This is a genomic window from Leeuwenhoekiella polynyae, assembly GCF_004104075.1.
Classification (GTDB): Bacteria; Bacteroidota; Bacteroidia; order Flavobacteriales; family Flavobacteriaceae; genus Leeuwenhoekiella; species Leeuwenhoekiella polynyae.
The window spans coordinates 29192-43463 of sequence record NZ_QOVK01000030.1 but is presented as its reverse complement, the minus strand read 5'-3'; the positions used below and the strand labels follow the sequence as shown (position 1 = coordinate 43463).

Annotated in this window: 14 protein-coding genes and 1 pseudogene; 7 read left to right on the top strand and 8 right to left on the bottom strand. The window is 37.4% G+C overall.

Annotated elements, in window-relative coordinates; translation table 11 throughout:
• Positions 1-371 (top strand): annotated as a pseudogene (locus DSM02_RS19110) (mannose-1-phosphate guanylyltransferase); the annotation flags it as partial.
• A gap of 6 nt (positions 372-377) precedes the next feature.
• Positions 378-1811, top strand: a complete 1434-nt coding sequence (locus DSM02_RS19105; RefSeq protein WP_128767087.1) for a DUF389 domain-containing protein — start codon at positions 378-380, stop codon at positions 1809-1811.
• Here the strand turns inward: DSM02_RS19105 and DSM02_RS19100 are convergent, their stop codons facing one another.
• Positions 1812-2579: an ABC transporter ATP-binding protein gene (locus tag DSM02_RS19100; RefSeq protein ID WP_128767086.1), complete on the bottom strand. Its 768-nt coding sequence runs from the start codon at positions 2577-2579 to the stop codon at positions 1812-1814.
• Complete coding sequence (locus DSM02_RS19095; protein ID WP_128767085.1) at positions 2579-3316, bottom strand: MlaE family ABC transporter permease; 738 nt, start codon at positions 3314-3316, stop codon at positions 2579-2581. The genes DSM02_RS19100 and DSM02_RS19095 overlap by 1 nt, the downstream gene beginning before the upstream one ends.
• A gap of 114 nt (positions 3317-3430) precedes the next feature.
• Between DSM02_RS19095 and pafA the strand changes: the two genes are divergently transcribed.
• A complete protein-coding gene (gene pafA / locus DSM02_RS19090; RefSeq protein WP_128767090.1) occupies positions 3431-5074 on the top strand; it encodes an alkaline phosphatase PafA in 1644 nt (547 codons plus the stop codon).
• Here pafA and DSM02_RS19085 read toward each other — a convergent pair.
• Both DSM02_RS19085 and DSM02_RS19080 read right to left on the bottom strand, forming a co-directional pair.
• Entirely contained in the window at positions 5066-5914 is an 849-nt protein-coding gene (locus DSM02_RS19085) for a glycosyltransferase family 2 protein (protein WP_128767084.1), read from the bottom strand. The two genes, pafA and DSM02_RS19085, sit on opposite strands and share 9 nt — an antisense overlap.
• Positions 5911-6432 (bottom strand): methyltransferase domain-containing protein, encoded by a 522-nt coding sequence (locus DSM02_RS19080; protein WP_128767083.1) that lies wholly within the window; start codon positions 6430-6432, stop codon positions 5911-5913. The genes DSM02_RS19085 and DSM02_RS19080 overlap by 4 nt, the downstream gene beginning before the upstream one ends.
• 163 nt (positions 6433-6595) lie before the next feature.
• Between DSM02_RS19080 and DSM02_RS19075 the strand changes: the two genes are divergently transcribed.
• Entirely contained in the window at positions 6596-7147 is a 552-nt protein-coding gene (locus DSM02_RS19075) for a sigma-70 family RNA polymerase sigma factor (protein ID WP_128762310.1), read from the top strand.
• Between the two features lie 3 nt (positions 7148-7150).
• Positions 7151-7414, top strand: a complete 264-nt coding sequence (locus DSM02_RS19070) for a hypothetical protein (protein WP_128767082.1) — start codon at positions 7151-7153, stop codon at positions 7412-7414.
• On the opposite strand, the gene DSM02_RS19065 is transcribed toward DSM02_RS19070, so the two are convergent.
• On the bottom strand, positions 7370-8197 hold the full coding sequence (locus DSM02_RS19065; RefSeq protein WP_128767081.1) for a UbiA prenyltransferase family protein: 828 nt from the start codon (positions 8195-8197) through the stop codon (positions 7370-7372). The genes DSM02_RS19070 and DSM02_RS19065 overlap by 45 nt on opposite strands.
• A gap of 123 nt (positions 8198-8320) precedes the next feature.
• Between DSM02_RS19065 and gcvP the strand changes: the two genes are divergently transcribed.
• Positions 8321-11170, top strand: coding sequence for an aminomethyl-transferring glycine dehydrogenase (gene gcvP / locus DSM02_RS19060; protein ID WP_128767080.1), 2850 nt, complete (start codon positions 8321-8323; stop codon positions 11168-11170).
• A 50-nt stretch (positions 11171-11220) separates the two neighbouring features.
• Here the strand turns inward: gcvP and DSM02_RS19055 are convergent, their stop codons facing one another.
• The 3 genes from DSM02_RS19055 to DSM02_RS19045 all read right to left on the bottom strand — a co-directional run bounded on the left by DSM02_RS19055 (position 11221) and on the right by DSM02_RS19045 (position 12953).
• Positions 11221-11661 (bottom strand): hypothetical protein, encoded by a 441-nt coding sequence (locus DSM02_RS19055; protein ID WP_128767079.1) that lies wholly within the window; start codon positions 11659-11661, stop codon positions 11221-11223.
• Positions 11658-12038 carry a hypothetical protein gene (locus DSM02_RS19050; RefSeq protein ID WP_128767078.1) on the bottom strand — a complete coding sequence of 127 codons (381 nt, stop codon included), beginning with the start codon at positions 12036-12038 and terminating at the stop codon, positions 11658-11660. Before DSM02_RS19050 ends, DSM02_RS19055 begins: the two co-directional genes overlap by 4 nt.
• A 411-nt stretch (positions 12039-12449) precedes the next feature.
• Positions 12450-12953 (bottom strand): GbsR/MarR family transcriptional regulator, encoded by a 504-nt coding sequence (locus DSM02_RS19045; protein WP_128767077.1) that lies wholly within the window; start codon positions 12951-12953, stop codon positions 12450-12452.
• Between the two features lie 83 nt (positions 12954-13036).
• Between DSM02_RS19045 and DSM02_RS19040 the strand changes: the two genes are divergently transcribed.
• The gene (locus tag DSM02_RS19040; RefSeq protein WP_128767076.1) at positions 13037-14263 is read left to right on the top strand and encodes a glycosyltransferase family 4 protein; all 1227 of its coding nucleotides are present in this window, start codon (positions 13037-13039) and stop codon (positions 14261-14263) included.
• Positions 14264-14272 lie beyond the last annotated feature (9 nt).

Sequence of the window (14272 nt, the reverse complement as noted above, 5' to 3'; positions counted from 1 at the left end):
TTATTCAGGAGCATTATGAGCAGGCTGAAAACATCAGTATTGATTATGGTATCTTAGAGAAAAGTGGGAACGTAGGTGTTATTCCTGCAACATTTGATTGGAGTGATCTTGGTGCCTGGGGTGCTTTATATGACAACTTGGAGAAAGATGCAGAAAATAATGTAGTTGTTAATGCCCGTGTTGTTAATCGAGATTCAAAAGGCAACCTTATTCGTTCTGAAAAAGGAAAAGTGGTTGTGGTTGATGGTCTTCAAGATTATATAGTGGTAGATAGTAAAGAGGTGTTGGTCATTATGCCGAAGGCTAACGAACAAGATGTGAAAATTATGAGAGCGCTTGTTCAGGAGAAATATGGAGATGATTTAGTATAATATTTAATGGAAAACAAAGGCCAAAATCCAGAAACGGCAGGTTCTGTATCTAACGAGGCTGTTCGCAGAGATGTCAAGAGTCTTTTTAAGAGTGGAAGAACTTTTTTATCAGAGCTTCTAGATATTCGTAGCGATACAGATCGAGACTCTACGATTGAAGCAGTTAAGAAGGATATATCTTTTAAAGGGCATAACGCCTGGATTCTTATATTTTCAATTTTTGTAGCCTCTATAGGGCTTAATGTAAGCAGTACGGCTGTTGTTATTGGCGCGATGCTTATATCTCCTCTTATGGGTCCTATCGTAGGTATCGGACTTTCTTTAGCTATCAATGATATAGAGACTTTAAAACGCTCACTTATCAATCTGGCTGTAATGATTGTTTTGAGTGTGCTTACGGCTACACTTTATTTTGCGGTTTCGCCTATTTCAGAATTAACCCCAGAGCTTGAAGCAAGAACCTACCCAACAATTCTTGATGTGCTTGTAGCAATTTTTGGTGGTCTTGCCTTGATTGTCGCAAAGACCAAAAAAGGCACGATTGCTAGTGTTATTTTTGGTGTTGCGATTGCGACTGCTTTAATGCCTCCGCTATGTACTGTGGGGTATGGTCTGGCGATGGGAGAATGGCAATACTACGCAGGGGCATTTTATCTGTTCTCTATCAATGCAGTTTTTATCGCCCTGTCAACTTTTATCGTAGCAAAGTTTTTGGGTTTTCCGATGGTGAAATATGCAAATTCAAGACGTCGTCGCTTTGTGACTCAAATGGCATCTTTGATTGCGCTTGTGGTGATGATTCCTAGTTTGTATTTGTTTTACAAATTATATAAAGAGCAAGTGTTTACCTCAGCGACTAAAGAGTATGTGACGAATGTAATTCGCTATGAAGGCGCTGAAGTAGTGAAGTTTTCTCAGGATTATAAATCAAAAAGAATAGATGTCTATTTGATTGGAGCGCTCGTTCCTAAAGATAAAATCAACGAATGGTATTCTCAATTGACAGAAGATAATCTCTTGAGTGATGCACAGCTTAAAATCCATCAGGGCTCTGATCAATCTTCTCAAATGGCTGAACAATTGTCAAGTGCGGTGCGGTCAGGTATTTTAGAGGATCTGTATGTGAATAATCAGCAGGCTCTTTCAGATAAAAATCAACAGATTCAATTGTTAGAGGAAGAACTTACGAGGATTAAGGCTTCAGCATTGCCTTTTAATAGCTTAAGTCAGGAAGTGCATATTAATTATGATGATATCGACCGTTTTGGTTTTTCTAATACGATAAACACCAATTTTGAGAAGTCTGATACCATACCTACATTCATGGTAGCTTGGAAATCATCTTTGTCAGAAAGTTCAAAGCGTAAAGAAGAGGCAAAGCTTAAAGCCTGGTTAAAACTCAAATACAAACTAGACACGCTTGCAATTGCACGTTATTAATTAGGAGTCTTTAATAACCGCTTCTCTAACCTTTTTAAACAAATCTGAAGAGTATACAAAGTTTGTGACATCATCGTTGTCTGCTCTAAAAATGGTGTCTTTAGAGCCTTCCCAGGCAAGGTGCCCTTTTTGAAGGAAAACAATTTTCTCTCCAATTTCCATCACAGAATTCATGTCGTGCGTGTTGATGATCGTGGTGATCTCATACTCGTGCGTGATTTCCTGAATAAGGTTATCAATAAGTGTTGCTGTACGCGGATCTAATCCTGAGTTGGGTTCATCACAGAATAAATATTTAGGGTTGTTTACAATCGCTCTGGCGATTGCAACTCTTTTTTGCATCCCTCCAGATATTTCAGAAGGTAGTTTGTTATTCGCATTAATGAGGTTTACTCTTTTTATTACTTCATTAGCTCGTTCTCTACGTTCTGCTTTGCGTTGTTTGGTAAACATTTTAAGTGGAAACATAATGTTTTCTTCAACAGACATAGAGTCAAAAAGAGCACTTCCTTGAAAAACCATTCCCATTTGCTCTCGTAAGGTTCTCTGATTTTCAGGAGAAAGTTCAGAATACGCTTGACCATCATACAGTATTTTTCCTTCAGTGGGTCTAAAAAGTCCTAAAAGACATTTTAAAAACACGGTTTTACCCGATCCACTTTGGCCAATAATTAGGTTTGTTTTTCCTTTCTCAAAAGTTGTAGAAATTCCTTTTAGAACCAATTCATCTCCGCCAAATCCTTTCTTCAATTCTTTTACTTCAATCATTAGCTTAAGAGTAATTGGGTTATTAAATAATTTGAAAGAATGATAAATACACTGGTCCACACAAAAGATGTGGTGCTAGCTTTACCTACTTCCAGAGCTCCACCTTTCATATAATATCCAAAATAAGAAGGAATGGTTGCGAGCAATAGTGCAAAAACGAAGGTTTTAATGAAGGCATAAACCAACTGAAACGGCACGAAATCTTCTTGAAGCCCTTGTATGAATTGATCTCCTGTTGCAAAACCGCCTAATACTGCTGCGGTATACCCGCCTAGGATTCCCAGAAACATAGCGATTGCAATAACAAATGGATAAAAAAGCATCGCCACTATTTTAGGAAAAACCAAATAGTTCAACGAATTGATTCCCATTACTTCTAATGCGTCAATTTGTTCAGTAACGCGCATTGTACCTATGCTTGAGGTGATAAATGAACCCACTTTACCTGCCATAATGATGGAAATAAATGTAGGAGCAAATTCTAGTATTATAGATTGCCTTGACGCAAAACCTATTAACGATTTAGGAAGAATAGGGTTATCCATATTTAAGGCTGTTTGTATGGCTACAACACCCCCTACGAAGAAAGAAATAAAACATACGATACCTAATGAGCCTATGATAAGGTCATCTATTTCTTTTAGGATCAAATTACGTAAGACTGATGTCTTAGTGGGTTTGATAAAAACACCCTTAAGCATCATAATATAAAGACCTATCTCTCTCAGGTATCCCATAGTTATTTTTTCAGGTCTAAAAATAGCAAAAATAGGTGGGATGCATATTTAAGATTAACTTAAACTTACATCTTGCCTGTTATGTTTTAGCTTTGTGCGTCTAAAAATAATATGATGAAATTATCTTCCCTAAAATCACTGACACTTGGTTTAATGACTTTTGCAAGTGTATCTTCTTTTGGTCAAAAAACATCAGAAAAACCCAAGCTTGTCGTGGGGATTGTTGTAGATCAAATGCGTTACGATTATCTCACAAGGTTTGATAATCAATATGGTAAAGACGGGTTTAAGCGTTTGGAGCGTGAAGGCTTCAATTGCCAGAATAACCATTATAATTATATGCCTACTAAAACGGCTCCCGGTCATACCTCTATTTATACAGGGACGACACCGCAAAATCACGGGATTATATCGAATAGTTGGTATAACAAGTTTGAGAAAAAAGATGTGTATTGTGCCGAAGATACAACGGTAGCTTCAGTGGGTACAGATGATATTGGTGTTGGTCAAATGTCTCCAAGACGTATGCGTACTTCGACGATTACAGATCAGAATAGACTACACACCCAAATGCGTGGTAAAACAATTGGAATTTCTATTAAAGACCGTGGGGCTATCCTGCCTGCCGGGCATACAGCAAATGGAGCGTATTGGTTTCAAGGCGGTGATGAAGGTGTTTTTATCACGAGCACCTATTATATGAATGAATTGCCAAAGTGGGTAAATGACTTTAATAAAAAGAAACCTGCTAAAGCTTATATGAAAGACTGGGATACGTACAAGCCAATAAAAGAATACATTGAAAGCGGAAGCGATCTTAATGATTTTGAAGGTGGTTTTAGAGGAAAAGAGACTGCTACATTTCCTTATGATTTAAAAAAATTAGAAAAAGAAAACGGAGGCTATAGTATTTTAAAATCTACTCCTTACGGAAACTCCATTACTACAGATTTTGCTATTGCAGCGCTTGATGGGGAAGATTTGGGTAAGGATGCCGATACAGACTTTCTTGCGGTGAGCTATAGTTGTACAGACTATGTGGGGCACAACTTCGGTGTTAATTCAAAAGAGGTTGAAGATACTTATGTTCGATTAGATTTAGAGATCGCAAAACTTCTTGAAGCGTTGGATAAAAAAGTAGGTAAAGGAAATTACTCAGTATTCTTAACGGCAGATCATGCCGCGGTTCACGTTCCTGCATTTTTAAGCAGTGTGAAAATTCCTTCTGGATATTTTGATATTCGCAGCTTTAGAAACGAATTGAATGACTTCATTTCACAAAAATACGGTCGTGATGATTTGATTGAAGATATTTCTAACGATCAGGTGTTTTTTAGATATACTGTTTTAGCAGATGAAAGTATAGACGCAGAAGCTTTACAAAAAGATATCAAGCATTTTACACTACAATATAAAGGAATTAGTAAAGTTTATACACGCGCTCAAATGGAACAAGGATCGTATGAAACCGGAGTTGCTTCACTTGTTCAAAAAGGTTTTGACCAAGAACGTAGCGGGGATGTGTTTTTTATTCTTGATCCCGGTTATCTAACAGGAGGACCTACCGGTTCTTCTCACGGTACTCCATATAGTTATGATACGCACGTACCCTTATTATTCTACGGAAACGGAATTAAGCAAGGGCACACGTATAGCCAAACCGTTATTACTGATGTCGCTCCTACAGTTGCAGCACTTTTAGGAATACAAGATCCTAATGGTACAACAGGAACTGTAATTACAGAAGTTTTAGAGTAACTTTTGCTTGATCTTACTCCAGCGAAGTTTACGTATAAAAGCACCTTCTTCTTGAGTCACTAAAAAGGGAAGGTGTTTTTTTTGTGCGTTGAAATAACCGGTGAGATAATCTTTAAGGAGCGTGAAGCTTTTCTTTCTAAAAGCCAGTTTAGCTGAAGCAATCGCAGTTAATAACAACCCGTAGCGCATGCCGTAGAAGGCTTCACCTTGTTTATGCTTGGCTTTAGCAGAGTAGGTGTGACCTGTGGGTTTTAGATGCTTTACCTGTAAGCTTTCATTAGTTTGAACTTCCCAGCCATGATACTGTGCCAACAGTTCGTCTAAAGTGTCCCAACCCATAGCTGTTTTGAGTCCGCTAATAGCTTTAAAACAAGCTTTACGATAGCATTTAAGAGCACCACGAATGTGATCTTTGTTAGTGAGATTTTCCAGCTTCCATGAGCCATTTTGATCTACGTAACAAAAGCCGCCATACATACCTAATTTTTCATTGTGTTGAAATGCTTTAACTACCGTCTCTAAATAATTTTCAGGAAAAATAAGGTCTGCGTCAAACTTACAAAGCAAATCATAATCTATATTCAAATGTTCTAACCCGTAATTAAAGGCTTGTACAACTTTGCTTCCGGGTAGGTGTGCCGCTTCAGAATTTTTTTGAACAAGTTGTATGCTATTATTTTTTGCGGCATATGATGCTACAACCTGTAGTGTTTCATCTGTGCTGCCATCATCAACTACTACGATCTTTTCCGCAGAAAAAGTTTGTGCAAGTAATGAGTCTAGCGTTTTGCTAATTAGTGCGGCTTCATTATACGCCGGTATGATGATAACAATTCTCATTTCCGCTCTGCGTAAACTAAATAATATCTGGGTGTAAAAAGTCTTAGTATGGGTCTAAAACCTAATTTTTTTACAGGATGCGTGAATTTTTCACGCTTTTTAATTTCCCAGCCGGCCTTTTCTAAAAGCCAGTCAAATTGCCAATCTTCAAACTCGTGATAATGTCTGTCCCATTTATCTGTTTTACTTTGATAAGCCGGAGAAAACCATAATTTCAGCGGAATGCTGGCAACTAGTTTGTCTGTTTCAATAGCTTTCAAAACATTAAAAGGTGCTAATAAATGCTCAAAAATCTCAAATGCGGTTACCGCATCAACTGTTGTATTTTTTACTGCAGTAGTATTTAGATCCAGGTCTTCACCGCTGGTGTTAGTCACCGTGTAGCCCTCTTTTTTCATTATTTCTGAAAAAGGATTGGCAACACCTAGATCTAAAACAGCACTTCCTTGTGGTAAAACTTCATTTAGAAATTGGACTGTTTTGGCGTAGCGCTTATTAGGGAATGTTTTTTCGTACACGAATGTTTTAATTTAATGATCTCGCAAAAGTAAGTGATTCTTAGTGTTTCTCTAAAATTTTAAAAAGACAATAAAGAGTAAAAGGGGAATCTTAAATTAGCTGAAGCTTGCTGATGAGAATTGTGTAAATTTACCACTTGTTGATGCAACAGATTTAACAATTATGGCAAACCACCAACTTGATCCCCAAAAATGGGTGGACAAATATTCAGATTACCTCTACAATTACACGATTGTTAAGGTGAATGATAAAGAGGTTGCTGAAGATATCATCTCAGAGACCTTTTTAGCCGGGTTAAAATCTATGAAAAATTTTAAAGGAGAAGCTAGTGAGCGAACCTGGTTGATTTCGATTCTTAAGCGTAAGATCATTGATTATTACCGAAAGATAAACTCTAATAAAGGCAAAGCTGAGGTTAGAATGAATTATTCTAGCGATGAGGAAACCGGGGATTGGTTAGAAGAACGGGTTGCAGACCCCTTTGATCGTACAGCAGAAGATGACTTAGAAAATACTGAGCTGGGCGTGGCTATTTATGCATGTTTAAATAAATTGCCTGAAAAACAAGCGGCTATATTTAAGAAAAAAACCATTGAGGGTCAGGATACCGAAACTATTTGTAAAGAATTTGATATTACACCGTCTAACTTGTGGGTTATCATACACAGAGCCCGCACAGCACTAGCAAGTTGCTTAGAAGAAAACTGGTTATAAGAGATGAAACTATTTGTAGATTGTAAAAAAGCCGGGCACCTTTGTGATAAAGGTCAATATGAAGATGCTTCTTTCTTTGAAAAGCTTAATGTGCGTTTTCATAACCTTATTTGTAAACATTGCTCTGATTATTCAGAGCGTAATGCAAAATTGACAAAGCTTCTTAAAGATCCTAAATGCAGGCAAATGCCCGAAGAATGTAAGAAGCGTATAAGAGAAGAGTTAGAACGCGAACTCGCTAAAAACAAAACTGAGCAGAAACCATAAAATAGGAATTCCTTCTACAAAAAAAGACGAATAATATGAAGGTTGAACGGTTTTAGCTTTTAGTATAGCGAAAGCTGTTAACGCTAACATTATAAAGTGAAGAATGCTGGCAGAGCTAAACCAACTTTCTCTAAAAATTTCTAAGATTACACATCCTGTAACCATCAAAAGGCCAAATAGTTTGGTTTTTTTTATGCCTAATTTTTGCGGAAGCGTCCCTAAACTTGAGGCATCATAATTAAAATCACGTATCTCAAACGGAATTATTAACGACAAAACGAGTAAAAACCGTTGAGCAGTTAATAATGTCGCATCTGTTGACCAGTCTGTAAAATCATAAACTACCGGTAAATATACACTCACTCCCGCCCATACTGCTGCAATTATAAAAATCTTAAGCGAAGGCACCATCCGTAAATTCTTCTTATGCGGTAAAAAAGGCAATGCATAGAGTAGAGTTAAAAGTGCCAGCGGTACGCAAAAAATCCAAAATTGAAATTCAAACTGAATTCCAAAATAAATCATCGCTATAAAACAAAAAACAGAGAAAACCTGAATGCTTTTTAAGCGCTCTGTTAGGTTGCGGTGATGCAAACCTGCAAGCGCAGCATACTTTACAAAATTATAACCGGTTATTGTCCCAAAAAAAATGAACCAGTCAAAGGTTTGCTCGTGTAGAAGATTCAATTCTTCTTGACTGATAAACGAGAGGCAGACAACAGACAAAGCCACGTGAATACTACTGTTGATATAAAAATCAAAAATGCTTTTAAGGCCTTTCATTTAGCAAATATAGGTTATGTGTTGATAAGTGCTTTAAGTGGTTGAAAAACTCATAATCACATGTGATTATATTCCTAACTGATATTGTAATTTTGCGCCATTCTAAACACAGATAATTTGTATATGAGAACAGATGTTTTTGCTTTAAGGCATATAGGGCCAAGACCAGAGGAAAAGGATGTAATGCTGAAAGCTTTGGGCGTTGATACAATAGACCAATTAATCTATGAAACACTTCCTGACGGAATTAGGTTAAAAAAGGCATTGAATCTTGAGCCTGCATTAAGTGAGTATGAGTATGCCACGCATATAAATGCGCTAGCAAACAAAAATAAACTGTTCAAAACCTATATAGGTTTAGGGTATCACGAGGCAAAAATTCCTGCGGTAATTCAACGTAATATTTTAGAAAATCCGGGTTGGTATACCGCTTACACTCCATATCAGGCAGAGATTGCTCAAGGGCGTCTTGAGGCATTATTGAATTTTCAGACGATGATAAGCGACCTAACCGGTATGGAGCTGGCAAACGCATCTTTATTAGATGAGTCTACAGCAGCTGCAGAAGCAATGACTTTGATTGCAGCAGTACGCAGCCGGGTTCAGAAGAAGAATGATGTAGTTAAGTTTTTTGTAGATAAAGAAGTTTTACCACAAACCCTTTCTGTGTTAGAGACCAGAGCACTTCCTGTAGGTGTAGAGTTAGTTATAGGTAACCCGCAAGAATTTGAATTTGGTTCTGACTTTTTTGGTGCTTTATTGCAATACCCTTCAGCTTCAGGAGAGATACACGATTATGCAGGTTTTATTTCCAAAGCAAAAGAAGCAGATATCAAAGTAGCTGTTGCTGCAGATATTATGAGTTTGGTCTTACTGGAAGCTCCGGGTCATTTAGGAGCAGATGTTGTTGTAGGTACTACGCAACGTTTTGGTATACCGCTAGGATATGGTGGGCCACACGCAGCTTACTTTGCAACGCGTGAAGAATTTAAAAGAAACATTCCGGGTAGGATTATTGGAGTGACCAAAGACCGTAATGGAGACCGTGCTTTGCGTATGGCGCTTCAAACCCGTGAACAGCATATTAAGAGAGATAAAGCAACTTCAAATATTTGTACTGCACAGGTTTTATTAGCAGTTATGGCCGGTATGTACACCGTATATCACGGTCCTAAGGGGCTAGAATATATTGCTACAAAAATTCACAGAACAGCAGCGACGCTAGCAGATGCTTTAGAAAACATAGGTCTATATCAGTTGAACTCTGCCTACTTTGATACCATTAGAGTGAAGACAGATGCAGAAAATGTACGCAAGTTCGCAGAAGCTAACGAAATTAATTTCTATTATCCGGATGCAGGTACGGTTTCGGTTTCAATAAATGAAACCACCAGTCTAGCTGATCTGAATAAAATTATTGCTGTTTTTGCGGAAGCTTTAGGTAAAGAGTTTACCCACTTAGAAGGTTTAGCTGGAAATATAGCAATCCCGGAAGCTTTAAGTCGTAAAACGGAATTTATGACCAATCCGGTTTTTAACAGCTACCATTCAGAAACTGAATTGATGCGTTACATCAAGCGTTTAGAGCGTAAAGATTTATCGCTTAATCACAGTATGATCTCATTAGGATCTTGTACGATGAAATTGAATGCTGCTGCAGAAATGCTTCCGTTAAGCGATGTACGCTGGGGAGGAATTCACCCATTTGTACCGGTGGAGCAGGCAGGCGGTTATCAGGAAGTATTGAAGAAGTTAGAAGACCAACTTACTGAGATCACCGGTTTTGCAGGCACATCTTTGCAGCCTAACTCGGGTGCTCAAGGTGAATATGCCGGTTTGATGGTGATCAAGGCATATCACGAAAATAGAGGAGAGGCACATCGTAACATTTGCTTGATTCCTTCTTCTGCACACGGAACCAATCCTGCAAGTGCTGTAATGGCGGGTATGCAGGTAGTAGTAACTAAAGCAACAGATACAGGTAATATTGACGTAGATGATTTGCGTGAAAAAGCCGAAAAGCATAAAGACAATCTAGCAGCATTGATGGTAACCTATCCATCAACTCACGGAGTTTATGAAAGTGCTATTCAAGAAATCACCGGAATCATACACGATAACGGCGGTCAGGTTTATATGGACGGTGCTAATATGAATGCTCAGGTAGGTTTGACCAATCCTGGAAAGATTGGTGCAGATGTTTGTCACCTTAATCTTCATAAGACCTTTGCTATCCCTCACGGAGGAGGTGGTCCTGGTGTAGGTCCTATTTGTGTGGCAGAACAGTTGGAGCCTTTCTTACCAACAAACCCTGTAATTAAAACAGGAGGAGAACAGGCAATTTCTGCAATTTCTGCTGCGCCTTGGGGTTCTTCTTTGGTTTGTTTAATTAGTTATGCATATATAAAAATGCTTGGAGCAGCTGGCTTAAAAGAATCTACAGAAGCTGCAATTTTGAACGCAAACTATATTAAAGAGCGTTTAAAAGGAGCATTTGAGGTATTGTATTCTGGTGAAAAAGGTCGTGCCGCTCACGAGATGATCATAGATTGTCGTCCGTTTAAAGAAAATGGGATCGAAGTGGTTGATATCGCCAAGCGTTTAATTGACTACGGTTTTCATTCACCTACAGTTTCTTTTCCTGTTGCTGGCACAATGATGATTGAACCTACAGAAAGTGAAAGCAAGCAAGAATTAGATCGCTTTTGTGATGCGATGATTAGCATCAGAAAAGAGATTGATTCAGCAACTGCAGATGATGAAAATAACGTGCTTAAAAATGCACCACATACATTACATATGCTTACTGCAGAAACCTGGGAATTCCCGTATACCCGTCAGCAAGCAGCTTATCCTTTAGAATACGTTGCAGACAATAAATTCTGGCCTGCGGTACGTCGTGTTGATGATGCATATGGAGATCGTAATTTAATTTGTACCTGTGCTCCTATAGAAGAATATATGGAAGCATAATTTATTATGATAATAATGTTAAAACCCCCGCATTTGCGGGGGTTTTTGTTTTACAACAAATCGTCATCAAGATAAAGTCCGTATGGTACCCCGATTATAACGGCGGGAATAAAACCCATAATAAAACAATATATGGGAGAGACCCATAGAATGGTTAAGTGATCAGTAATGTATTTGGTATTAGTAATGCATTCATATATAAAATAAGGAATGTTGAAGAGCATAGAAAATATAATTAACGACAACAATGTAAAAACTAAGCCCATTAACTTTGAATTTCTTCCATTTGAAATAGCTTTTAAGCACCAGTTGCTTACACAAATACTTACAGTGTAATTAATTATACAGGCAATCAAAAAGAAGTTTATAATATCATTGTTAAATGCATATTTGAAAGAATCAAAAAAGAAATGCATAATAGCTAAAAACGATATGATACCAAATGTTGCCAATAAAACTCCTCCTTTTACAGCTTTCTCTTGGAGTTTCATAACTGTTGAGTTTTCAAAGTTTGTCTTGATTTTTTTCTTCCTCTAAAGAATAAAAATATATTGAAGAATAGCATTAAGCCTAAATAGATCGTAAATCCACCAATTTTAGAACTTAAAACTTCGGCTAGATTTTGATAGGTGTCATCGAAGCCATAGTCGTGAATCTCCATAATTAAAAGAGCAAAACCAATGTTTAAAAGATAGAATCCTACTTTAAATAGCTTATTTGTAGCTAAAGCAATTTCTTCCTTCCCTTTAAAGATATCTATCATAAACAACCTGCCGTTTTTGAAAAGTATGTTTGATACGAAAAGCGTTAATGCAATGGTGATGGGTAAGTAGATAAAATAGCCGACTAGAATTTTTGAAGTTTCCATAAGTAATTGAATTAATGATTAATAATTTTTTTGAGTAGGTGGGTTATAAAATAAATGTTGAAAAAATGAAGTAACGCGAGTGCGATTAATAAAGAGCCTACGTATGTGCTTATCTTATTTATTATCTCTAGAGAACTCACAATTTCTGGCCATCCCTGTACTGTATATATTACAAACCCAATATTCACTAAATAGTAACCTGCTAAAAGTGATTTGTTGGTTCTGATAGTAAGTTCTTCGTCTTGGATTGCATTTAAAATAAAAGCTTTGCCGTTTGTGTAGCATACCTTGCCGATGCTGTAGATAATAATCACCATCAGAATTATATAAATACTATAAGAAAGAAGGTTATAATTCATCTCGTTATTTTTAAAGTTTCAGAAAATATTGAAATTATTATTTAAAAAAATATTAACTCATCAGTTTCATGATAGTTTTAGTAATCCAGTTTTCTTTTTGGTTTACTATTTTACCAAGCATCGTATCTGCCTTACTCACAAATTCATAAAGCTCTTCGGTCTTCATTTTAAACTTTTGAGCTTCATTACTTGGGTTGTCGTTAAAGTTTTTAACATCTGCGAGTACACGCAATGCAGGTTTGATTTCTCGCTTACTGCGTTCGATGGCAATTTTACGTGCCAGCGAGTCAACATCTTGATCTGCTTTAAAATATTCTTTGCGTTCACCGGGCTTATACTCTTTATAAACAATTCCCCAATCAATCAAACCTCGAAGGTTCATACTTGCATTTCCGCGGGAGATTTGCAGTTCTTCCATCACTTCTTCCATAGAAAGCGAATCTGGAGAGATCATCAATAGCGCGTGAATCTGAGCCATCGTTTTATTAATGCCCCACTGAGAACCTAATGCTCCCCAGGTTTGTAAAAATTGATCTTTTGCTTCCTTGAATTCCATGTTTCAAATATAGTATTTATTTTTAAAATTTCAATATTTATTGAAACTTATTTTTATTGCTGCGGTAAAACTATATTTGCGTTATGAAAGTACTCTTCTTAGGTAATGTATGGCCAGAGCCGGTTTCTTCTGCTGCAGGAACCCGTATTATGCAATTGATCAAAGCGTTTCAGAATAAGAGCGCTGAAGTGCATTTTGCCTGCGCAGCCGGTAAAACACCATTGTCTGAAGACTTATCAAAAATTAATGTGGCAGAAGAGATCATCCAACTTAATAACAGCAGTTTTGATACTTACATTAAAGATTTAAATCCCCAGGTGGTTGTTTTTGACAAGTTTGTTATTGAAGAACAATTTGGCTGGCGTGTAAAAGAGCAGTGTCCAGATGCGGTACGGATTTTAGAAACGATAGACTTGCACGGACTTAGAAAAGGGCGCGAAGCAGCTTTAAAAGCCGGAGAGTCTTTTTCTGAAAAGTATTTCCATAACGATTTTGCAAAGCGCGAATTGGCGAGTATATATCGCTGTGATTTGACCCTGGTTATTTCAGAATTTGAGATGGAAGTATTGAACGATTTTTTTAATGTTCCTGATCAACAATTGTTTTATTTGCCTTTTCTGGTGGAACCTATTTCTGATGAGGTGATTTCTATTTGGAAGCCTTTTGAGAAACGAAAGCATTTTGTGACCATTGGTAATTTTAGACACGAACCCAATTGGCTTTCAGTACGGTATTTAAAAACCGAAATCTGGCCCATAATTCGTAAACAGTTACCTGATGCAGAAATGCGTGTTTACGGTTCATACCCCGCAGAAAAACACACCCAGCTACACAATCCTAAAGAAAATTTCTATGTCTTAGGCAGAGCCGAAAGTGCACACGAGGTTATTGAAGATGCACGTGTTTTACTTGCCCCATTACTTACAGGAGCCGGTTTAAAAGGAAAATTGCTAGATGCGATGCAGTGTGGTACTCCTGCTGTAACTACAAAAGTTGGTGCTGAAGGCATGCACGGCACATTGCCTTTTAACGGAAGCGTAACTGATGATTTTAATGATTTTGCAGATGCTGCAGTCAGCCTTTATAAAGACTCCAAAGCTTGGTCAAAAGCACAAAAAAATGGAGTTAAAATTATAAATGAGCGTTTTCTACAAAGTTATTGGCAACCCCTATTTCATTCAAAAATAAATGAGCTTCTGAAAAATTTAGAACAGCATCGTCAAGCAAATTTTACAGGGGCAATGCTTTGGCATCAATCGCTACAAGCTTCAAAGTTTATGAGTAAATGGATTGAGGAGAAGAATAAATAAGCCTTCTAA